Consider the following 21,378-nt stretch of genomic DNA (forward strand, 5'->3'; position numbering starts at 1 on the left):
AGCCAAGATGGCCAAGGCAACAACTATCAAAATTAAACTACAGTCAACAGCTGACACTGGTTTCTTCTATGTAACCAAAAAGAACAGCCGTACTTACACAGAGAAAATGGTCAAAACAAAATATGACCCAATTGCTCGTAAACACGTTGAGTTCAAAGAAGCAAAAATCAAGTAATTCAATTACTTGGCTTTAAAATTTGCGAAACCCGCTTGCAGTGATGCAAGCGGGTTTTATTTGTGGGCCGATCGATGCAACAGAAGTGGTACGAGGAGGCCACGGAATGCTGTAGAAAGATCGGCCACCCCACGACCCAGGAGATGCGGCGGACCTGAACATCATGGGGTATCTCAATTAAATCTGCTTATTAAATCGCGCCTATTAGCGAGATCATCGCTCAATTTCACAAAAGAATCAAGCATTGCGTTTATGTTAAACGCGATAACCAGCAGATAGATGTAAGTATAGGTTGAAACGAATTGCAGTATAAAGGCCGCTTTACGTTATTTTAAAAGCAAGTTTATCAGGCTACTTCTTTCAAAACGACTCGGTTCCGTCCCTGTGATTTTGCTTCATAAAGTGCAGTATCCGCACGTTTCAGCAAAGTCTTGCTGTCATCAGTCTCAGGGTCAAAACATGTTACGCCAACAGATGTTGTAACTGAGAGCGCCTCATCTTCGTTTGAAATATCAAATGGCAATTCTTCAATGGACTGACGTAAACGCTCAGCGACTTGCAGAGCCATTTCCTCAGTTGTATCTGGCATGAGTACCAAAAACTCTTCGCCACCAAATCGGCAAGCGAGATCAGCACCGCGAACAGTACTACGCAAGCGACGTGCAAATTCTTTTAAAGCTTCATCGCCAGCATCATGCCCATAGGTGTCATTAACACTCTTAAACTTATCAATGTCTGTGATTAAAAGTGAAATCGGTGTATTTCGACGTTTAGATCGTTGGATGAGCTTATCCATATAAGCATCAAGGAAATGACGGTTATTTAACCCCGTTAACGGGTCAACAACTGCCAACTCTACTGACTTCGAAAGACTTGCTTTTAGTTTTTCACTCGATCTGTGACGCTTAATCTGCGTGAGTGAACGCGCGTAAAGTTCATTAGGATCAAAGGGATGCAAAATATAATCATTCACGCCAATATCGAGCGCTCTGACAATTTGCTGTTCATCTCCGGCTTGCAACATAATTAAGATAGGAACGAAGCGCGTTGCTTCGCGAGAACGCAATTGTGAACACAAGCGCAACGGATCACAACCTGGAATATTGCCATTGATGATAATAAGTTCATAGGGTGTTTCAGCCGCCTCAAACAACGCAGCTTCCGGATCTGAAATTGCATTTATATCGGCGATTTCAGAAATAGATTTTGCTATACGGTCGTGTGATGAAGCGCGACCGTCTATAAGCAATGTTGATCCACGCTCGTCTAATGTTGCAGGACCGGTTTTATGCTCATCCAAGGCGTCAAAAGATACACGCCCACTCGCCTGATTGCGCAATTCATCCGTTAGCATCTTTAAGCGAAGCAAACTTTTCACGCGCGCCATAAGCTGCATATTGTTAACTGGTTTTGTCAGAAAATCGTCCGCACCACATTTTAAACCCTGAACTCTGTCTTCAGGTTGATCAAGCGCTGTGACCATCACAACAGGAATATGAACTGTTTTCGGATTGGCTTTAAGTCGACGACAAACTTCAAACCCGTCAATTCCGGGCATCATGATATCTAATAAAATGAGATCAACTTGCGTTTTGTCACAGATATTGAGCGCTGTCATTCCGTCTTCAGCGGTCAATACTTCAAAATATTCAGCAAGTAGATGCGTTTCCAGCAGTTTAACATTCGCTGGGATGTCATCAACAACAAGAACTCTAGCTGTCATTTACACAAATACTCCGAAACTCAAAACGCGATTTTGACCAAACTCAAATGATTATGCACCACTAGGTCCCAAAAAACTCTTAATGGTTTCCAAAAATCCAGGTACTGAAATTGGTTTTGAAATATAGGCCTCGCAACCACCTTGCCGAATGCGTTCTTCATCGCCTTTCATTGCAAAAGCTGTGACCGCAATAACTGGAATTGAATGTAATTCCTCATCTTCTTTCAACCACTTGGTGACATCAAGTCCAGACACTTCAGGCAGTTGAATATCCATAAGAATCAAATCAGGCTTATGTTGACGCGCCAAATCAAGCGCTTCCAAACCATTGCGGGTTTGTATCGTTCCATAGCCAGAAGCCTCAATGAGATCCCGAAAGAGCTTCATGTTAAGCTCGTTGTCCTCAACTATCATAACTTTTTTTGTCATTTAATTGCCCGATACGTCCCAGTATTCCCTAATTAGGTTGCATATTACGCCAATTTAGTTGAAAAAATGGTAATTTCTAAAAACAAATATATCTAATAAATTAAGGTTTTGAAAAGATGGAGAAATCCGAAGAAATCGCCGTTGATGTGTTGACCTGGTTGGCGTCAGAACCAGAGCTTTTCAACCGATTCTTAGGCCTTTCAGGCCTTGAGGCATCGCAATTGCGTCAGGCAGCTTCTCAACCCGGTTTTTTCACCGGTGTGCTCGAATTCTTGATTAATCATGAACCGACACTTTTAAAATATTGCGAAGCATCAAATGAAAAACCTGAACATGTGGCACAAGCGTTTCGCCAACTTGGGGGCCACCTTGAGCAAGGATATTGAAATCAAATCAATTACAGACATCATCTCCCCATCAACAAATCGTCCTTTGATTATTTGCGATGTGGATGAAGTGGTGCTTGAATTTCTAACGCCGTTTCAAAGTTTCCTTTTGGCGCAGGATAAAGAACTGCGCCCCAATAGTTTTGCACTGCACGGAAATATTTTTGACCTTAATACAGATCTAGCCGTTGAAAATGACAAGGTTTCAACGCTTATTGATGACTTCTTTGCTGATCAAATCAACTGGCAGATGTTGCTTCCTCACGTTGAACCAACCTTAAAAGAACTCAATCAAGAGATGGATATTGTCTTTTTAACAGCCATGCCACCTCGCTACTTTCAAACGCGCAAAAAACTGCTTGAAAGCTTTGATCTAAACTTCCCATTAATTGCGACCGAAGAGGCCAAAGGCCCTTTTTTAAAAGAGGCAAATACGCATATAGACGACAACATCTTTTTCATCGATGATATGATCTATAATCATCACTCGGTCGCCGAGCATGCACCCGATACGCATCACATTAGCATTATGGGCAATAAAGTATTTAAAGCCATTGCTCCAAAACTTGATGAATATATCTTTGATGCCGATAACTGGCATGATGTGAAAAGCTACATTCAGAGCAAAATATAAATAACAGCAACAGTGCAACCAGCTTATAAATCGCCTTGTTTTACGCATAAAAACACTCTAAATACTATTTGTTCGACATTTGTTCCGATTGAAACGACGTAATATGCCCTCACCCAGCCCAAAAGACGGATTCTGTCGCGATTGCTTTGAACCGATTGTTCAAACGCGCCCGCGATGCCGCAGCTGCGGCAGTCCACGTCTGCTCAAGCATTCAGAACTCTCTACATTAAAAATTGCCCATATTGATTGTGATGCTTTTTATGCGGCAGTTGAAAAACGCGACAATCCAGATCTCATCGATAAACCGCTGATCATTGGTGGCGGAAAAAGAGGCGTTGTATCAACGGCTTGTTATGTTGCGCGCATACACGGTGTGCGCTCGGCAATGCCTATGTTTAAAGCGTTAGATGCCTGTCCTGATGCCGTTGTTTTACCCCCTGATATGAAAAAATATAGCAAAGTGGGCAAGCAGGTGCGCGAAATGATGCTTGAGCTCACCCCGATGGTGCAGCCACTTTCCATTGACGAAGCGTTTTTAGACCTATCAGGAACGGAACGATTGCACGGCATGTTTCCCGCACAAACACTGGCAAAATTGTCTCAAAAAATCGAAAATGAGATTGGTATTACCGTGTCAGTGGGCCTGTCATACTGCAAGTTTTTAGCTAAAATTGCCTCCGATCTGAACAAGCCGCGTGGTTTTTCGATCATCGGCGAACAAGAAGCGCTGAAAATGCTTGCTGAAATGCCCGTTACAAAAATTTGGGGTGTTGGCAAGGCCTTTGCTTCAACGCTCTCCAAAGACGGCATTACCATGATTGGGCAGTTGCAAAAGATGGAACAAGATGAACTTTTAAGACGTTACGGCACCATGGGTTCACGTCTCTACCATCTTTCACGCGGTAACGATGATCGAACTGTAAGACCAAATTCCGGTGCAAAAAGCGTTTCTTCCGAGACAACTTTTTTTGATGATAAATCAGATTTTGACGAGCTTGCTAAAACCTTGCGTTTTTTGAGTGAAAAGGTCGCTGACCGGCTTAAAAAGTCCAATACATCGGGGCACACCGTTGTTTTAAAATTGAAAACAGCCGATTTTAAGTCTCGAACCAGAAACCGCAGGCTTGCTGATCCAACCATGCTGGCTGATAAGATATTTCGCACTGGTTTGGATCTTTTAAAACCCGAAACAGATGGAACCAGCTTTCGTCTTTTGGGTATTGGTGTAAGTGACCTTGGGGCTCCTGATCAAGCTGATCCCGATGATTTGGTTGATATTGATGCGACCCGTAGAGCCCATGTTGAAGGTGCAGTTGATAAAGTACGATCAAAATTTGGCAATACAATCGTTCAAACTGGTTATACTTTTAAAAGCAAACCGAAGCCAAAGATGAAACCTGATCCAAACGAAGAAAACGATTAAACCAATTCAACATCAAGCACACCGGGTGCTGATTTCATCGCAGCGGCAATCTCCGGAGAGATCTTGTATTTATTCGGCAATTCAATCTCAATTTCACGATCACCATCATCTTTAATCATAATAAAGGACACCTGCCCTGGCCCTTTGGTATTTAGGTGCGCAGAAACCGCAGGAAGCGCAACACTATCACGCATAAAGATGCGCAGAGTCTTTTGCGTGCTGACAGCTTCATATTCAAGCGATGTCACGCTTTGAATGCGTAGACCAATACCTTCGGGGCGTTCTTCCGCAGCGACTGTCAGAATAAGCGATTTACCGGGTTCAAGCAGCTCACGATGCAATTGCAATGCTTCTGAGAACAACACGGCTTCAAACTGTCCGGTACTATCTGAGAAAGTAACAATTCCCATCTTGTTACCTGTGCGGGTTTTACGTTGTTGGAAGCCCGTTACAGTGCCTGCCAAGCGCCCCGCTGTAGCACCAGCTTTCACCGCAAGCGAGAAATCCGTCCATTTCTGAACCCGTCTTTTATCAAGTATCTCGCCATAAGAATCGAGCGGATGCGCGGATAAATAAAAGCCCAAAACCTGATATTCGCGCTGTAATTTTTCCGCCGGCAACCAAGGCGTTACCTTGTTAAATTGAATAACTTCGCCAGGACCTTCGGTATCTAGACCAAAGATATCACTTTGCCCGGATGCGCGGTCCGCAGATGCTTTTTGGCTAAATCCTAATATCCGCTCAAGGCCCGCAATGAGCTCCGCTCGCTCGCGACCAAAGCAATCAAATGCACCAGCGCAGATTAAACTATCGATCACGCGTTTATTGACCATTTTAGGATCAACACGCTTACAAAAATCTTCAATCGACTTAAATGGCTCTGATCCCCGCACCTCAACAATATGATCAACCGCAGCCTCGCCCACGCCTTTAATGGCGGCCAAGGAATAGAAAATCTTATTTTCACCGCGCTGGAAATGACGGAACGATGTTTGAACAGACGGCGCGACAACTTCAATGCCCAAACGAAGCGCATCCTGTCTGAAATCAACCAGCTTTTCAGTATTCCCCATATCAAGGGTCATGGAAGCAGCTAAAAACTCAACAGGATAATGCGCTTTTAAATATGCCGTTTGATAAGACACAATGCCATAGGCTGCAGCGTGGGATTTGTTAAAACCGTAATTCGCAAACTTCGCCAAGAGATCAAAGATCATATCCGCTTGCGGCTTAGATACACCGCGCTCCACGGCACCTTCAACAAAACGAACGCGCTGTTTATCCATTTCGGCTTGGATTTTCTTACCCATCGCACGACGCAGCAAATCCGCTTCACCAAGTGAGTAACCAGACAGCACCTGCGCGATCTGCATTACCTGTTCCTGATAGACAATCACGCCTTGAGTTTCCTCAATCAGATAGTCAATTTTCGGGTGAATGGACGCAAGTTCTTCTTCGCCATGTTTGCGCGCGTTATAAACGGGAATATTTTCCATTGGACCGGGACGATAAAGCGCAACAAGCGCAATAATATCCTCAATACGGTCGGGCTTCATACCGATAAGCGCTTTACGCATACCCGCAGATTCCACCTGAAACACACCCACAGTTTCACCGCGAGACATCATTTCATAGGATTTTTTATCATCAAACGGGATCGTATTAATATCGACTTCGATATTACTCTCGGCAATGAAATCAACCGCCGTTTTAATCACCGTCAGAGTTTTAAGACCCAAGAAGTCAAACTTAACCAGACCGGCTTGCTCAACCCATTTCATGTTAAACTGGGTCACCGGCATATCAGAACGCGGATCGCGATACATCGGCACCAATTGCCATAATGGGCGATCACCGATCACGATACCCGCCGCATGGGTGGATGCGTGGCGATATAACCCCTCAAGCTTTTGCGCGATATCAAGCAGACGTCCAACAATAGGTTCTTCATCCACTGCTTCGGCAAATTTCGGTTCTTCCTCAATCGCTTTATGAAGCGGGGTTGGGTTAGCCGGATTGTTCGGAACCAATTTACAGATACGGTCAACCTGCCCATAAGGCATCTGTAACACACGGCCCACATCGCGAAGCGCTGCGCGCGCTTGCAGCGATCCAAAAGTGATGATCTGAGCGACTTGCTCACGACCATATTTTTCCTGCACATATTTGATAACTTCTTCGCGCCTATCCTGGCAGAAATCGATATCAAAATCGGGCATGGAAACACGTTCAGGGTTCAAGAAACGCTCAAATAGAAGCGAAAACCTGAGTGGATCAACATCTGTAATCGTAAGCGCAAACGCCACAAGCGAGCCCGCACCAGAACCACGGCCCGGGCCAACGGGGATATCTTGCTCTTTCGCCCACTTAATAAAGTCCGCAACAATCAAGAAATATCCGGGGAATTTCATCCCTTCGATAATATCAAGCTCGACAGTTAGACGCTCTTCATAGTCTTTTTCTGTATAATCAAGCGCAGTTCCGTGAACTTTAAGGCGTTCTTTTAATCCCTCGATAGATTGTCGACGTAATTCATCAGCTTCGGCTTTAAGGGCGTTCTCCGCATCTCCATCATCACCGGTAAAACGCGGCAAGATAGGATCAATATAGCCAAGTTTAACCGAACAACGTTGGGCGATCTCAATCGTATTTTCAATAGCTTCAGGTAGATCAGAAAACAGATCAACCATCTGACTTTGCGTTTTAAGATAATGATCTTCAGTTAATCGAAATCTGTTTTCATCTGAAACAACGGTGTTATTGGCCACAGCCATGAGCGCATCATGAGCATCAAAATCTTCTTCACTTGGGAAAAACGATTCATTCGTTGCGACTATTGGAAGTTCCTGATCATAGGCCAAGTTTACCATATGCGCTTCTAGTGATCTGTCATATCCGCGCGGTCTTTGAAGTTCGATATACAAACGATTTGGAAAAAACTGGCTCAGGCTCTGCACTCTCTGAGAGGCTACATGATTGCGCCCATCTTTAAACGCCAAATCGATTGGACCAGAAGGCCCGCCAGTCAGTGCAATCAAACCTTCCGACTTACCTTCAAGCCAAGAAAGTTTGATGTGAACAGCTTCATCATCTGAACCTTTAAGATAAGCGCGGCTTAGTAGCTCAACGAGATTTTGATAGCCAACTTGTGTTGAAGCAAGCAAAACGATGGATGGGAATACGCGAAGGTGTTCGCGACCGGATTTTGTTTCCCCATCACCAGCATCTTGCATATCAATGCTGATTTGGCACCCAATAATAGGTTGAATACCCTCGCCTGCGGCTTTGATCGAAAACTCAAGCGCACTGAATAAATTGTTAGTGTCGGTAATTGCGATGGCAGGCTGCTGGTCTTTTAACGCAGAAGATAAAACGGTCTTAACCGGTAACGCGCCTTCCAGCAAAGAATAAGCTGAATGGACATGAAGGTTTACAAATCTCGGTTTAGTCTCACTATTGCTAGCCATTGCCCGTATTCACCTATCCCAACACATACAGATAAATGCGATTAGTCGCAGAATCCATTGAGCGCTATATTGCCAGAAATAAGATCCAAGCACAGCTTAAATTAACGGCTTCGCACAGATTTGAATAAATGAGATAAAACGGATGGTGAGTACTAGACTGACGTGAACAAAACACAAAGGCTTGTTACAAACATAGTGATAGAAACAAAAGCTGCACAGTCTCGAACAAAATACGTCATAATATACTCCAATTCACTTTATGTATCTACTATGTTCTATTTTTGTTCTAATGTCAACAACTTTTATTAAACACAAAAAAATCCGCGAACAGTGACCCATTCGCGGAGATTAATTTTGAAAAATTCTAGAGAAGAAATTAGCTGTTAACAGCTTCTTTCAATGCTTTACCTGCAGAGAACTTAGGAACGTTTCTTGCAGGGATATCAACTTCAGCGCCTGTAGAAGGGTTACGACCCTTTGAAGCAGCACGGTGGCCTACTGAAAAATTACCAAAACCGATAAGACGAACATCTCCGCCAGATTTTAGTTCTGCTGTTACTGTGTCGAATACAGCTTCAACTGCAGCGGCCGCTTCAGTTTTCGCAATACCCGCTTTTTCAGCAACTGCTGACACAAGTTCATTTTTATTCATAACTATCCCTTTCCATCGTATCAGACGACTCAGTTAATTCATGTGGTGAGTTTATATATTCCAACTAACACCACAAGAATTTACAAAATAAATAAGCGTGTTTTTCACGTTATTTTGCGATTTTTGTGTAAAAAAAGGCCGGAAATCCGGCCTTTTCCAAAAGATTGATTATTGTGCATTGCACTAATGTGCGATTTGCTCACCCGCAGCATCATTTGTTGCAGTTAACGCGGGCGCGTCGTCACTCGGCATTTCCCATTCAATTGCGACAGGCGCTTCAACAAGCGCGTGTTTGATCACCTCATCCATGCGTGAAACAGGGATGATATCCATCTCATTTTTCACGTTATCAGGAATGTCAGCTAGGTCTTTTGCATTCTCTTCAGGGATCAAAACTGTTTTAATCCCACCACGAAGCGCTGCAAGCAATTTCTCTTTTAAACCACCAATTGGCAACACACGACCGCGCAAGGTCACCTCACCTGTCATGGCAATATCTTTACGCACCGGTATGCCGGTCATAATAGACACAATTGCCGTTGCCATGGCGATGCCGGCAGATGGTCCATCTTTTGGCGTTGCACCTTCTGGCACGTGAACGTGAATATCACGTTTTTCAAACACAGGCGGTTTCACACCAAAATCAACAGCACGAGACTTCACATAAGATGCAGCGGCAGAAATAGATTCTTTCATCACATCTTTAAGGTTACCGGTCACTGTCATAGCGCCCTTACCAGGAAGCATAACACCTTCAATGGTCAGCAATTCGCCACCAACTTCTGTCCATGCAAGACCGGTTACAACACCAACTTGATCTTCGCCTTCAGCCTCACCATGACGGAAACGCGGAACACCAAGATAATCAGCGAGATTATCAACGGTCACTTCAACCTTCTCGACTTTCGTCTTCAAGATTTCTGTCACGCATTTACGTGTCAGTTTAGAAAGCTCACGCTCTAAATTACGAACACCGGCTTCGCGCGTATAGGCACGCACGATTTCAAGCAAGGCTTCGTCTGTTAGTGAGAATTCTTTCTCTTCCAACGCATGATCTTTAATCGCTTTTGGCAACAGATGACGTTTAGCAATTTCAAGCTTTTCATCTTCTGTGTAACCAGCAATACGGATGATCTCCATACGATCCATCAAAGGACCAGGAATATTCAGCGTATTAGATGTAGTGACAAACATAGTCTTTGAAAGATCGTATTCGACCTCAAGATAATGATCCATAAATGTCGAGTTTTGCTCTGGATCTAAAACCTCAAGCAATGCAGATGACGGATCGCCACGGAAGTCCATGCCCATCTTATCAATCTCATCCAGCAAGAAGAGCGGATTGTTCTTCTTCGCTTTTTTCATGGATTGAACGATCTTGCCTGGCATCGAACCAATATATGTACGGCGGTGACCACGGATCTCAGATTCATCACGAACCCCACCCAAGGCCATGCGAACATATTCGCGGCCTGTCGCTTTCGCGATCGACTTCGCCAAAGATGTTTTACCAACACCTGGAGGTCCAACAAGGCACAGGATTGGGCCTTTGATCTTCGATGTACGTGTTTGTACAGCAAGATATTCGATAATACGCTCTTTAACTTTATCCAAACCAAAGTGATCGTTATCTAAGATAGCTTCCGCTTTATTCAGATCCACTTTTGCACGTGAGGAACGCCCCCAAGGCAAACCAAGCAACCAATCAAGATAATTGCGAACAACTGTCGCCTCAGCTGACATTGGGCTCATTTGGCGGAGCTTTTTAACTTCAGCATCAGCCTTTTCGCGTGCCTCTTTCGAAAGTTTGGTCTTTTCAACGCGCTCTTCTAGTTCTGAAAGCTCATCACGACCCTCTTCACCTTCACCGAGCTCTTTCTGAATGGCTTTCATTTGCTCATTCAAATAGTATTCGCGTTGTGTTTTCTCCATCTGACGCTTAACGCGTGAACGGATACGTTTTTCCACTTGAAGAACTGAAATCTCGCCTTCCATGAAGCCAAGGCATTTTTCCAATCGCTCTTTCACGCTGATTGTGGTCAACATGTCTTGCTTTTCAAGAATCTTAATCGCCAAATGTGAAGCAACAGTATCAGCTAACTTAGAAAAATCATCAATCTGGCCTGTTGCGCTCACGACTTCAGGAGAGATCTTTTTGTTGAGCTTCACATAGTTCTCAAACTCACTAACAACGGAGCGAGACAATGCTTCAATCTCAACCAAATCATCTTCAGGCTCTGCAAGCTCATCGGCTGTGACTTCAAAATGATCATCAGTTTTTGTATAGCCAGTGATCTCCGCGCGAGATTTACCTTCGACCAACACTTTAACTGTTCCATCAGGCAGTTTTAAAAGCTGAAGAACATTTGCGATCGTGCCAATGTCGTAAATGCCTGTTGGTTCAGGATCATCTTCCCCGGCATCAATTTGTGTAGCGAGTAGAATTTGTTTTTCAGAACCCATCACTTCTTCAAGTGCGCTGATGGATTTCTCACGGCCGACAAAAAGCGGCACAATCATGTGCGGGAACACCACAATGTCTCTTAGTGGTAGCAATGGAAATGCGTTTGTGCTCTCCATGTTATCGTCCTCGCCCTTGATGTCTTCTGTCATTATTATTCCTTTCGACAGCATCCCAGACGAATATTGTCTGAGGCTAAATTCGCTGCGAATAACATCAGATAGTTATTCTTGGTCTTCACGCAGGTAGTCACGAAACTGACACGTTTCAAGTCATAAGTTTCGTTAAGAATAGAATCTGATCTTTTAATATCCAATTGGTGTTGATTCGAGCGCTTTCGTTAGTTTCCACATTTCAGCGCGCAATGTACAGACAAAAAAACCGCTATGTTTCCATAGCGGTTTTCTTAAATTCAGATTAGAAATTTATTCTATGCTGAGGCGTTCTCAGCCTCAGATTTGCGTTCTGAGTAGATATAAAGAGGACGCGCATTTCCAACCACAACTTCGTCGGAAATAACAACTTCACGAACACCTTCAAGTGCTGGAAGCTCATACATCGTATCAAGCAGAATTTTTTCCATGATCGAACGAAGACCACGTGCACCTGTTTTACGCGTGATCGCTTTCTTAGCAATCTCACGCAAAGCATCTTCGTGGAATGTCAATTCAACATCTTCCATATCAAACAGACGCTGATACTGCTTCACAAGCGCATTCTTTGGCTGGCTTAGAATTGAGATCAATGCATCTTCATCAAGGTCTTCCAAAGTTGCAATCACTGGCAGACGACCGATAAATTCTGGGATAAGACCGAATTTCACCAAATCTTCTGGTTCAAGATCCTGCAATACTGCGCCAACACTACGCTCATCAGGTGCTTCAACTTTCGCACCAAAGCCGATTGATGTGTTTTCACCACGCGCTGAGATCACTTTATCAAGACCAGCAAACGCGCCGCCTACGATAAACAGGATATTGACAGTATCAACTTGCAAGAACTCTTGCTGCGGGTGCTTACGACCACCTTGTGGCGGAACAGATGCAACTGTACCTTCCATAATTTTCAGAAGTGCCTGCTGAACACCCTCACCTGACACATCGCGTGTGATAGATGGGTTGTCAGACTTACGCGAAATCTTATCTACCTCATCGATATAAACGATGCCGCGCTGAGCGCGTTCGACGTTATAATCAGCTGACTGAAGCAGTTTAAGAATAATGTTTTCAACGTCTTCACCAACATAACCCGCTTCTGTAAGCGTTGTCGCATCAGCCATTGTAAATGGTACGTCAATAATGCGCGCTAGTGTTTGTGCCAAATATGTCTTACCGCAACCTGTTGGACCAACGAGCAGGATGTTGGATTTCGCCAATTCAATGTCGCCACCATTTTTGGTTGCATGTGAAAGTCGCTTATAGTGGTTGTGAACCGCAACTGATAACACGCGCTTGGCTTTTGATTGGCCGATAACGTATTCATCAAGAGTTTCCATGATTTCTTGCGGAGTTGGAACACCTTCGCTAGATTTGACCATTGAAGACTTGTTTTCTTCACGAATAATGTCAGTACAAAGCTCAACACACTCATCACAAATGAAAACAGTAGGACCCGCTATGAGTTTGCGAACCTCATGCTGGCTTTTCCCACAAAAAGAACAGTAAAGCGTATTCTTAGAATCGCCACCATTGCTTCCACTAACTTTGCTCATATTGTATTCCTTCCCGCTAGATTGCGGCCAACATAGCACCAAATCAATTTCTGAAACTTTTGTCAGAATCAACTTGATTTGCAATTACCTAGATATTCAAGCCTTTTTTAGAAAAAACTGCAATCATATCTGTAAGATTGATCAAGACTAACGGTGATTCCATCAAAATAAGCTTAATACTTATTATTAATTTTGACAGAAACCCCGTATTTATCAGTAATATCAACCTATTCTTCGGAAGTTTCACCTTCCATTGCTGCACGTGAAGAGATCACGCGATCAACTAAACCAAAACTCTGAGCCTCTTCCGCATCCATGAAATGGTCACGATCAAGAGTTTGCTCAATCGTTTCATAATCCTGACCAGTGTGCTCTACATACACTTCGTTCAAGCGGCGCTTCATCTTTAAAATGTCTTGTGCATGGCGCTCAATGTCAGATGCCTGACCTTGAAAACCGCCTGAAGGCTGGTGAACCATGATGCGGGCATTTGGCGTTGCAAAACGCATATCCTTGTGACCTGCGCATAACAACAATGAACCCATTGATGCCGCTTGGCCTGTACACAATGTTGAAACTGCCGGTTTGATAAACTGCATGGTATCGTAAATTGCCATACCCGCAGTCACCACACCACCTGGTGAGTTGATATAAAGTGCGATTTCCTTTTTAGGGTTTTCAGCTTCTAGGAAAAGAAGCTGCGCACATACCAATGTCGCCATTTGGTCTTCAACTGGGCCTGTAATAAAAATGATGCGTTCTTTCAGCAATCTTGAGAAAATGTCATATGAGCGCTCACCACGGTTAGTTTGCTCAACGACCATCGGCACAAGTGCCATTGCTGTATCAACTGTATTTGCCATCCTCGGCCCCTGTTCTTCTATCTGCCCAAAACTCTGGGTCTCATTTTCGTCATCTATAGATATGTTCTTTATACCTTGCGCTTCAAGACGACATATCGAAATAAACACCTACTTGTGACTGATACCGTGTTAACGGCAGGTAAAAATCACACAAGACTTTTGACAAGATCACAATATTCGGGTGTTTAGTGTAAACATAACCCTAAATTTCAAGCGTAATCCTCTGTCAGTTTGAGCAAAAATCTACATTTAACCCACATAACAGCTAATTGATTCGGCATTCGCGAGGCTGATTCCCAGCAAAACTAATTGGTTTTCGGGAGTTGTTCCTATCACCACAACATTTTATAAGCTCAGTCAAACAATGAGGGGTGTTAAAGTGAGCGACCAATCGATCTCCAATGATTTGGGTGAACAGGTGCAAAGTCCAAATTCAGCACAAAATAGTGTGCTGGACGTAAAATTCACCGGAACTGCAAAAGAATATTTCGGCATTTGGATCGTCAATATATTGCTCAGTATTCTAACATTGGGGATTTATTCAGCCTGGGCAAAAGTGCGCAGAAAACGCTACTTCAATGGCAATACCTGGATCGCTGGTCATAATTTTGAATACCACGCCAATCCGGTTTCAATTCTCAAAGGCCGCATCATCGTTTTCGTTTTATTTGTTGCCTACAATCTAACGGCAAATCTGGCGCCAGAAGTTGCTGGCATACTGACATTATTATTATTGATTGTGTTGCCATGGCTGATCAACAAAGGCCTGTCATTTAATGCGCGCATGACAAGCTATCGAAATGTGCGTTTTGGATTTGAAGGCAGTTATTGGAAAGCGCTTTTAACGCTTGTAATACTGCCATTTGTTAGTTTTTTAACGCTCGGGCTCCTATTGCCACTCTCTACCCAGCAACAGGCGAAATACATTTATTCAAACCATAGTTTTGGCGATGCAAAATTTGCAACTCATTTTTCATTAAAACCATTATACAAAGCGCTGTTTATCGCAGCTTTATTGCTCATATTATCTGTTCTTGTCATCGGTTTTGTTATCGCGGGCACGACAGGCATATTGGCAGCGCTTGAATCGCTAAACGAAGAAACATTCACAGATCCTGCAAACATATTTGTACTCTTGCCGTTTATCGTTATTTTCTATTTGGCGATGATTTTTACCTTTATACTGCCATATATCTACTACAGCGTGAGATCCTTTAACATTGCTATCAATCACCTGACACTCGATGGTAAACATAAATTTGGTTCAAACGTCGAGGTGCCAAAATATGCCTGGATCTTGGTATCAAACCTTATTGTTACTCTTCTTACACTTGGACTGATGGCACCTTGGGCACATGTGAGAAAAATGAAATATCTCGCTGCCCATTTCTTCATCCTGCCAGACGGCTCTTTGGATGAATTTGTTGATCGCGAACGCAGTGAAGGCAATGTGGCTTCATCTGAATATATGGATCTCGACGGAATTGATTTTGGACTTTAGGCTGAACCGACATGTATGAAATCAAGGGTCGAATTTTCACCAAAGTTAGTTCTGAAAGTACAAATTGCATCATGCATTGTCTTTCAGATGGAACTATTGCGTTTGGCAATACGCACGACAAAATCTATGAAAAATCAGATATTGCAGATATATCTGACCGATTGGGATCAATACCTCGCCGAATTACATTTAGTGACGGGGTAGTTTTCGAAACACCTGATAACGATGGTATCGATGGTTTGTTTTCGGATCAAATCTCGTGGATTTCAAAACTTTCAGACAGTTTAGATCAATGGCGTAAACCACTGATTTTTCTAGTCATTGCAACAGTTTGCGCTGTATTTTTATTCTTTAAATACGGACTTCCCGTCGGCGCAAGAATTGCAGCTTATCTCACCCCTCAAATCGTTGCGCAAACAATAGATAATTCAGCTCTTGAAACAATCGACAGTGTGATGCTTCGTCAAAGTAAACTGCCGCTTGCGCGCCAACAATCCATCACCCAACAATTTGAAGAATTGGTGCAACTTGCCCAAAAGCTCGATTACCCGCATATCGACAACATGCAATTGCTATTTCGTGATGGAGGTTCAGTTGGTGCAAATGCTTTTGCCCTTCCCGGCGGCACAGTCATCGCAACAGATCAATTTATCGAACTTGCAGAAGATGATGATGAAATCATCGCTGTGCTCGCACACGAAATCGGTCATGTGCGTCATCAACACAGCCTGCGCCAAATCTACGAAGCAATGGGCCTCTATGCTATGTTTACGATGATTGGCGGCGGCGGGATTGACTTATCTCAGGAGGTTGTCAGTCAAGCAGCTGTGGTCTTCCAACTCAGCGCATCACGAGAGTTTGAAACAGAATCTGATGAATTTGCAATCACCCTTTTAAAGGCTGGCGGCCGTGACCCAAGCTATCTGGCCAATATATTAAGGCGTTTAACGAAGCAGTGTGAGGATTGCAAAAATGGGCCAGAATGGCTTTCAACGCACCCTGCCCCTGACGGACGAATACAGGCAATTATTGATAAAAGCAGGCAATAGAGATCAGCATGCCAAGTTTACACCAAATAACACCATTTGTGCCCGTAAAGTCTTTGGACAAAGCTATTGATTTTTATTCGAAATATCTGAAATTTAGCTGCACATTTAAAGCTGAAAATTATGCCTTTTTACGTCATGACCAAGTGGCTATTCGTATTGTTGAAGTTGATAAAGACGTTGATCTATCCGCTCCCGAACGCCAAAATTCATTCTACATTGATGTAACGGCAATTGACGCTTTATATGAAAGTTTAGCACTCAAACTGGAAACGTTACCGCAAGGGCGGGTTCGAGCGCCGTTTAATCAGGATTACGGACAGAGAGAGTTTCACGTAATCGATGAAGACTGCACGCTCATTTTCTTTGGCGAAGCGATCAAGCAGGCTTAACTTGCTTGTTCAAAACAGCCAAAGCTACCCAATTTGCCGCCGAAAAACATTAAAGGCGAACCATCTGATAATGCTGCGCGCTCAACCTCACCAACCATGATCATGTGATCACCGCCCTCGTGACAGGCAGATTTGCGACACTCAAATCGTGCCAGACATCCGTCAATCAACGGTGTGCGCGCTTCATTATAATGCCAGTTTAAACCATCAAACGCATTAGATGATTTTGCAAAACCGTTGCAGATTTCAGCCTGATCCTCGGTCAAAACGTGGATAGCAAAATGACTGGAGCGTTCGAAATGCGGATAACGTTTTGAAAATTTCGAAGGCGACCACAAGACCAGCGGCGGATCCATGGATACAGATGAAAAACTATTGGCAGTCATGCCCAATGGCCCCTCATCAGTTGATGTTGTTACCACAGTTACACCAGTGCCAAATCGGCCCAATGCCTGTCTGAATTTCCGACTATTATCAGCGGTTGGCTGAAAGCTGTTCATTTGAAACATATACACAATCCCCAATAAATTGTTCGTCATGCATATCAGTTGCCAAAAAACAAATCAATGGTGTATCAATTTTTAATTTTGCAAAATGCTTTCCAGTAAACTGCACTTAAACAGCCCCTACTAAGTACAAAAATCAGTTAAACGAGAAAACGTCTATTCTTATAAAACGGCAGCTTCAATGGCCTTTAACTGCGTCAACAAGCCCGATAATTCATCAATTGGCACCATATTGGGGCCATCTGATGGCGCATTATCAGGATCCTGGTGCGTTTCAATGAACAATGCTGCACAGCCAACGGCAACTGCGGCTCTTGCAAGAACAGGAACCATGCGACGATCCCCACCGGTTGTAGCGCCCAAACCGCCAGGTTGTTGCACACTATGGGTCGCGTCAAACACCACTGGATAACCAGTTTCAGCCATAATCGGCAGTCCTCTGAAATCCGAAACAAGCGTGTTATATCCAAAGCTCGTGCCGCGTTCACACAACATAATGCGCTCGTTGCCGGTAGATGCAATTTTCTCAGCCACGTTTTTCATGTCCCAAGGAGCTAGAAATTGCCCCTTTTTGACATTTATAGCGGCACCAGTCTTGCCAGCAGCAAGCAGCAAATCTGTCTGACGGCACAAAAAGGCAGGAATTTGCAGAATATCAGCGACTTCAGCCACCTTTGCGCACTGATATTGATCATGAATATCCGTAACCACTGGGCATCCAAACTCAGATTTAACCTTAGCTAAGATCTCCAAACCTTCATCAATGCCAACACCGCGTTGCGAGGAGACAGACGAGCGATTGGCTTTGTCAAAGCTAGATTTATAAACAAATTTCACATTGGCTTCTTCGCAAGTCGCAGCGATCTTTTTGGCCATAAACAAAGCATGATCCAACCCTTCAATTTGGCAAGGGCCAGCAAGAATAGAAAACGGTACGCCATTCCCAATCTCAATATCACCAACTTTGAACTGCTTTGCTGTATTTGTCATAAGACACCTTTATAAAACGCTTTCCCTACAAGACGCTCTCAATGCGCGCAACATCAACTGGGTTATTAAGCTCCCAAAAAACCCTACCCCTTGCATCGACCTCAACGCATGCGACACTCTCGCCATTTTCCAAAAATCTTAATTGCTCAAGACCTTCATTTCGCTCAAGCACGCCCTCAGACCAACCCATATATCGAGTCAGCGCGTCTGGGCGATAGGCGTAAACACCAACATGATGGAACACAGGAACCTGCTCCTGCGGTTTCCCTTCAGGCACAAATGGGATCACTTCTTTTGAAAAATAAAGCGCTTTTCCGTTTTGATCGAAAACCGCTGTCGTACCACCCACACGCCCCTCGGCACGATCATTCTTAAAATTGTTAAACGTCTCCTGATCACAACGTAAAACTGGAGTTGCAACACCAAAGCTCTGATCTTGCGCCATCTTTTCAATTAAATCTTCAACAAACCAATGCGGTGTTAAAGGCGCATCACCCTGCAAATTGACAATTAAATCAGGCGTTCCATCAAGATATTGCAAAGCATCAGCACAACGTTCTGTCCCGTTAGCGCAGGTCTCGCTGGTCATAATGACCTTGCCGCCAAAGGCTTCAACATGCTCTTTGATACGATCATCATCGGTTGCCACAAACACATCATCAACATTGGACACAGCTTTGGCGGTCTCCCACGAGCGCTGGATCAAAGTTTTTGAAACACCGTCTGAGCCTTTAAGCGCAACAAGCGGTTTGCCTGGATAACGGGTTGATGCATAACGTGCAGGTATTAAGATCGTTGTTTTCAAGATGTCACTCCTGCGCGCAAACAATCGTGAATGTGCAATACGCCTGTAAGCTCGTTGTCATCATTGGCAACAACACAACAGGTGATCTCGCGGCTATTCATCAATTGCAATGCTTGTGTTGCATATTGCTCGGCATTAATTGTGATCGGGTTCACAGAACATACCTCCGAGGCATTCAAGTTCCACAAATTCTTCGCATTACGTCTTAAGTCACCATCGGAGATGACGCCATGTATTTTATTATCTTCAATTACGACCGCCATGCCCAATGACTTTTCTGAAATTGTGATCACAACTTCCGACATCGGCGTATCAAGTGAAACAATCGGCAAAGCATCACCGACATGCATAAGATCAGAGACTTTCACAAACTTAGCACCAAGTTTTCCACCCGGATGATATTTATGAAAATCTTCAGGTTCAGAACCGATCATATTGATCAAACCCACGACAAGCGCATCGCCGATTGCAAGGCTTAAAGTCGTGGTGGTCGTAGGCGCCAAACCATTTGGACATACTTCTTCTAATTTGCCATAAGTAATTGCGACTTCTGAGCTTTTGGCCAAGGTACTATCGTCATTTGCGGTAATCGAAATGATCGGAATATTATATTCCAAGCAAAAACTCATCACCTGAAACAGCTCAGATGTTTCACCTGAATTGGATAAAGCTAGGACAACGCTATCCTTGCTGATCTGCCCTAAATCACCGTGGCTTGCTTCCGCGGCATGCAAAAACAATGACGGCTGACCAATAGAGGAGAAAGACGATGAAATTTTTCGTGCCACAAGGCCTGATTTACCAATTCCAACAACCACTAATGGGCCGGTTGAATCCTTGATCAAGTGAAGTGATTTGAGAATTTTATCATCTATTTTCGAGCTAAAATCCAATAACGCATTTGCTTCTGAAACAATGGCATCTCGGCATATTTTCAAAATATCTTCATCTGAGACATTAATCATTTTGCTATCTATCACCGCAGCAAACACCTTTTTTGTTAAATACGCCCATTTATTCTGCAAGCAAATGTATTACGCATATCGCTTCAAACAAGCAACCTTGTAATTCATACGCGCCTCTTAAACCACATCAGAGTGGAGAAATTAACGCCTTATTCATCATAGCAATAATTTAGTTCAGCGCCTTAAATCAGCGTTTAGAACTCACAGTTAAATTGACCCCAAGTTTTTTAATATTTCTTGGAGCAAAAAAATGTCGATTTTGATAACTGGAGGAGCCGGTTATATTGGAAGTCACATGATGTGGGCATTGCTTGACCGTGGAGAAACACCGGTCGTTGTTGATAGATTATCTAGCGGGTTTCGCTGGGCTATCCCCCCGGAGGTTCCATTTTATCAGGCTGATATCGCGGATCACGATACAATTGCTAAGATCATTAAAGAACATAAGATTGATGCAATTGTGCACTTTGCTGGCTCAATTTCTGTTTCTGAATCTATCAAAAATCCGCTAGCCTACTACAAAAACAACACGATCAATTCGCAAGGTCTTATTCAGACCGCATTGGATTGCGGTGTTGAGGCCATGGTCTTTTCATCCACAGCGGCTGTGTATGGAACACCGACTTCGACAAAACCGGTTCAAGAAGATATCGCGCTTCGTCCACAATCACCCTATGGGCATTCAAAGCTGATGACAGAGCGCATGTTAATGGATACATCAAGCGCGCATGAGAATTTCAATTATTCAGCATTGAGATATTTCAATGTTGCAGGTGCCGATCCACAAGGACGTACCGGTCAGTCTACAAAAGGCGCAATGAGCCTGATTAAAGTGGCGTGTGAAACAGCTGCAGGAAAACGCGATCATATCGATGTTTTTGGCACAGACTACGACACGCCAGATGGCACGTGTATTCGTGACTTCATCCACGTCACCGATCTCGTAAACGCTCACCTCGCAGCACTTGATAAATTGCGCGGCAACGGTGGCTCAATGGTTGCCAATTGTGGTTATGGCGAAGGTTTTTCCGTCATGGACGTTCTTAGAACCGTCGTGCAAGTGGCCGGAAAAGAGTTTGAAATACGGGAAGCCCCGCGCCGCGAAGGTGATATCGTCTCCATTACAGCTGACAATTCTCGGATCAAATCTCTAACAGATTGGGAAGCCAAACATGATGATTTGGAAGAGATTGTTAAATCATCCTATGACTGGGAAGATCGTCTTTCAAAGATGAACCATTACTAGGCT

General features: G+C 43.8%; 19 protein-coding genes. 8 read left to right on the top strand and 11 right to left on the bottom strand.

Going from position 1 to position 21,378, the window contains the following annotated elements; genetic code table 11:
* Window positions 1-7 precede the first annotated feature (7 nt).
* Window positions 8-175, top strand: a complete 168-nt coding sequence (rpmG, locus tag ACZ1GZ_RS13240; protein ID WP_472665350.1) for a 50S ribosomal protein L33 — start codon at window positions 8-10, stop codon at window positions 173-175.
* 346 nt (window positions 176-521) lie between these two features.
* Here the strand turns inward: rpmG and ACZ1GZ_RS13245 are convergent, their stop codons facing one another.
* Window positions 522-1,898, bottom strand: a complete 1,377-nt coding sequence (locus ACZ1GZ_RS13245) for a PleD family two-component system response regulator (protein ID WP_472665351.1) — start codon at window positions 1,896-1,898, stop codon at window positions 522-524.
* A gap of 51 nt (window positions 1,899-1,949) precedes the next feature.
* The gene (locus tag ACZ1GZ_RS13250) at window positions 1,950-2,327 is read right to left on the bottom strand and encodes a response regulator (RefSeq protein WP_472665352.1); all 378 of its coding nucleotides are present in this window, start codon (window positions 2,325-2,327) and stop codon (window positions 1,950-1,952) included.
* Between the two features lie 116 nt (window positions 2,328-2,443).
* On the opposite strand from ACZ1GZ_RS13250, the gene ACZ1GZ_RS13255 reads away from it, so the two are divergent.
* From ACZ1GZ_RS13255 to ACZ1GZ_RS13265, 3 genes are all read left to right on the top strand, one after another.
* The gene (locus ACZ1GZ_RS13255) at window positions 2,444-2,713 is read left to right on the top strand and encodes a DUF3572 domain-containing protein (protein WP_472665353.1); all 270 of its coding nucleotides are present in this window, start codon (window positions 2,444-2,446) and stop codon (window positions 2,711-2,713) included.
* Window positions 2,697-3,347, top strand: coding sequence for a hypothetical protein (locus ACZ1GZ_RS13260; RefSeq protein ID WP_472665354.1), 651 nt, complete (start codon window positions 2,697-2,699; stop codon window positions 3,345-3,347). The genes ACZ1GZ_RS13255 and ACZ1GZ_RS13260 overlap by 17 nt, the downstream gene beginning before the upstream one ends.
* A gap of 103 nt (window positions 3,348-3,450) precedes the next feature.
* Entirely contained in the window at window positions 3,451-4,770 is a 1,320-nt protein-coding gene (locus ACZ1GZ_RS13265; protein ID WP_472665355.1) for a DNA polymerase IV, read from the top strand.
* On the opposite strand, the gene dnaE is transcribed toward ACZ1GZ_RS13265, so the two are convergent.
* From dnaE to ACZ1GZ_RS13290, 5 genes are all read right to left on the bottom strand, one after another.
* Window positions 4,767-8,237 (bottom strand): DNA polymerase III subunit alpha, encoded by a 3,471-nt coding sequence (gene dnaE, locus ACZ1GZ_RS13270; RefSeq protein WP_472665356.1) that lies wholly within the window; start codon window positions 8,235-8,237, stop codon window positions 4,767-4,769. The genes ACZ1GZ_RS13265 and dnaE overlap by 4 nt on opposite strands.
* Before the next feature lie 376 nt (window positions 8,238-8,613).
* Window positions 8,614-8,889 carry an HU family DNA-binding protein gene (locus ACZ1GZ_RS13275; protein ID WP_472665357.1) on the bottom strand — a complete coding sequence of 92 codons (276 nt, stop codon included), beginning with the start codon at window positions 8,887-8,889 and terminating at the stop codon, window positions 8,614-8,616.
* Between the two features lie 183 nt (window positions 8,890-9,072).
* Window positions 9,073-11,469, bottom strand: coding sequence for an endopeptidase La (gene lon / locus ACZ1GZ_RS13280; protein WP_472668304.1), 2,397 nt, complete (start codon window positions 11,467-11,469; stop codon window positions 9,073-9,075).
* Between the two features lie 311 nt (window positions 11,470-11,780).
* Window positions 11,781-13,061 (bottom strand): ATP-dependent Clp protease ATP-binding subunit ClpX, encoded by a 1,281-nt coding sequence (gene clpX, locus ACZ1GZ_RS13285; protein WP_472665358.1) that lies wholly within the window; start codon window positions 13,059-13,061, stop codon window positions 11,781-11,783.
* A 227-nt stretch (window positions 13,062-13,288) separates the two neighbouring features.
* Complete coding sequence (locus ACZ1GZ_RS13290; protein ID WP_472665359.1) at window positions 13,289-13,924, bottom strand: ATP-dependent Clp protease proteolytic subunit; 636 nt, start codon at window positions 13,922-13,924, stop codon at window positions 13,289-13,291.
* A 379-nt stretch (window positions 13,925-14,303) separates the two neighbouring features.
* Between ACZ1GZ_RS13290 and ACZ1GZ_RS13295 the strand changes: the two genes are divergently transcribed.
* Genes ACZ1GZ_RS13295 through ACZ1GZ_RS13305 form a run of 3 tightly spaced genes read left to right on the top strand, consistent with a single transcriptional unit; the run spans window position 14,304 to window position 16,863 of the window.
* Entirely contained in the window at window positions 14,304-15,425 is a 1,122-nt protein-coding gene (locus ACZ1GZ_RS13295; protein ID WP_472665360.1) for a YjgN family protein, read from the top strand.
* Window positions 15,426-15,436: 11 nt separating this feature from the next.
* Window positions 15,437-16,474 carry a M48 family metallopeptidase gene (locus ACZ1GZ_RS13300; protein ID WP_472665361.1) on the top strand — a complete coding sequence of 346 codons (1,038 nt, stop codon included), beginning with the start codon at window positions 15,437-15,439 and terminating at the stop codon, window positions 16,472-16,474.
* Window positions 16,475-16,482: 8 nt separating this feature from the next.
* Complete coding sequence (locus ACZ1GZ_RS13305) at window positions 16,483-16,863, top strand: VOC family protein (protein WP_472665362.1); 381 nt, start codon at window positions 16,483-16,485, stop codon at window positions 16,861-16,863.
* On the opposite strand, the gene ACZ1GZ_RS13310 is transcribed toward ACZ1GZ_RS13305, so the two are convergent.
* The 4 genes from ACZ1GZ_RS13310 to ACZ1GZ_RS13325 form a co-directional block, all read right to left on the bottom strand.
* On the bottom strand, window positions 16,860-17,372 hold the full coding sequence (locus ACZ1GZ_RS13310; RefSeq protein WP_472665363.1) for a flavin reductase family protein: 513 nt from the start codon (window positions 17,370-17,372) through the stop codon (window positions 16,860-16,862). The genes ACZ1GZ_RS13305 and ACZ1GZ_RS13310 overlap by 4 nt on opposite strands.
* 159 nt (window positions 17,373-17,531) lie before the next feature.
* Window positions 17,532-18,359, bottom strand: coding sequence for a 3-deoxy-8-phosphooctulonate synthase (gene kdsA, locus ACZ1GZ_RS13315; protein ID WP_472665364.1), 828 nt, complete (start codon window positions 18,357-18,359; stop codon window positions 17,532-17,534).
* 25 nt (window positions 18,360-18,384) lie between these two features.
* Window positions 18,385-19,164: a 3-deoxy-manno-octulosonate cytidylyltransferase gene (locus tag ACZ1GZ_RS13320; protein WP_472665365.1), complete on the bottom strand. Its 780-nt coding sequence runs from the start codon at window positions 19,162-19,164 to the stop codon at window positions 18,385-18,387.
* Window positions 19,161-20,129, bottom strand: coding sequence for a KpsF/GutQ family sugar-phosphate isomerase (locus ACZ1GZ_RS13325; RefSeq protein ID WP_472665366.1), 969 nt, complete (start codon window positions 20,127-20,129; stop codon window positions 19,161-19,163). The genes ACZ1GZ_RS13320 and ACZ1GZ_RS13325 overlap by 4 nt, the downstream gene beginning before the upstream one ends.
* Window positions 20,130-20,379: 250 nt before the next feature.
* Between ACZ1GZ_RS13325 and galE the strand changes: the two genes are divergently transcribed.
* The gene (gene galE / locus ACZ1GZ_RS13330; protein WP_472665367.1) at window positions 20,380-21,375 is read left to right on the top strand and encodes a UDP-glucose 4-epimerase GalE; all 996 of its coding nucleotides are present in this window, start codon (window positions 20,380-20,382) and stop codon (window positions 21,373-21,375) included.
* The last annotated feature ends 3 nt before the right edge of the window (window positions 21,376-21,378 follow it).

This window comes from Lentilitoribacter sp. JB5-8 (assembly GCF_055693385.1).

What these genes read in the sequence shown, in the direction of transcription:
- ACZ1GZ_RS13265 (WP_472665355.1), top strand. Translation starts at nt 3,451, where the DNA reads ATGCCCTCACCCAGCCCAAAAGACGGATTCTGTCGCGATTGCTTTGAA.
- clpX (WP_472665358.1), bottom strand. Translation starts at nt 13,061, where the DNA reads ATGAGCAAAGTTAGTGGAAGCAATGGTGGCGATTCTAAGAATACGCTT.
- ACZ1GZ_RS13250 (WP_472665352.1), bottom strand. Translation starts at nt 2,327, where the DNA reads ATGACAAAAAAAGTTATGATAGTTGAGGACAACGAGCTTAACATGAAG.
- ACZ1GZ_RS13325 (WP_472665366.1), bottom strand. Translation starts at nt 20,129, where the DNA reads ATGATTAATGTCTCAGATGAAGATATTTTGAAAATATGCCGAGATGCC.
- ACZ1GZ_RS13290 (WP_472665359.1), bottom strand. Translation starts at nt 13,924, where the DNA reads ATGGCAAATACAGTTGATACAGCAATGGCACTTGTGCCGATGGTCGTT.
- ACZ1GZ_RS13310 (WP_472665363.1), bottom strand. Translation starts at nt 17,372, where the DNA reads ATGTTTCAAATGAACAGCTTTCAGCCAACCGCTGATAATAGTCGGAAA.
- ACZ1GZ_RS13305 (WP_472665362.1), top strand. Translation starts at nt 16,483, where the DNA reads ATGCCAAGTTTACACCAAATAACACCATTTGTGCCCGTAAAGTCTTTG.
- ACZ1GZ_RS13300 (WP_472665361.1), top strand. Translation starts at nt 15,437, where the DNA reads ATGTATGAAATCAAGGGTCGAATTTTCACCAAAGTTAGTTCTGAAAGT.
- galE (WP_472665367.1), top strand. Translation starts at nt 20,380, where the DNA reads ATGTCGATTTTGATAACTGGAGGAGCCGGTTATATTGGAAGTCACATG.
- lon (WP_472668304.1), bottom strand. Translation starts at nt 11,469, where the DNA reads ATGGAGAGCACAAACGCATTTCCATTGCTACCACTAAGAGACATTGTG.
- ACZ1GZ_RS13245 (WP_472665351.1), bottom strand. Translation starts at nt 1,898, where the DNA reads ATGACAGCTAGAGTTCTTGTTGTTGATGACATCCCAGCGAATGTTAAA.
- rpmG (WP_472665350.1), top strand. Translation starts at nt 8, where the DNA reads ATGGCCAAGGCAACAACTATCAAAATTAAACTACAGTCAACAGCTGAC.
- kdsA (WP_472665364.1), bottom strand. Translation starts at nt 18,359, where the DNA reads ATGACAAATACAGCAAAGCAGTTCAAAGTTGGTGATATTGAGATTGGG.
- dnaE (WP_472665356.1), bottom strand. Translation starts at nt 8,237, where the DNA reads ATGGCTAGCAATAGTGAGACTAAACCGAGATTTGTAAACCTTCATGTC.
- ACZ1GZ_RS13275 (WP_472665357.1), bottom strand. Translation starts at nt 8,889, where the DNA reads ATGAATAAAAATGAACTTGTGTCAGCAGTTGCTGAAAAAGCGGGTATT.
- ACZ1GZ_RS13255 (WP_472665353.1), top strand. Translation starts at nt 2,444, where the DNA reads ATGGAGAAATCCGAAGAAATCGCCGTTGATGTGTTGACCTGGTTGGCG.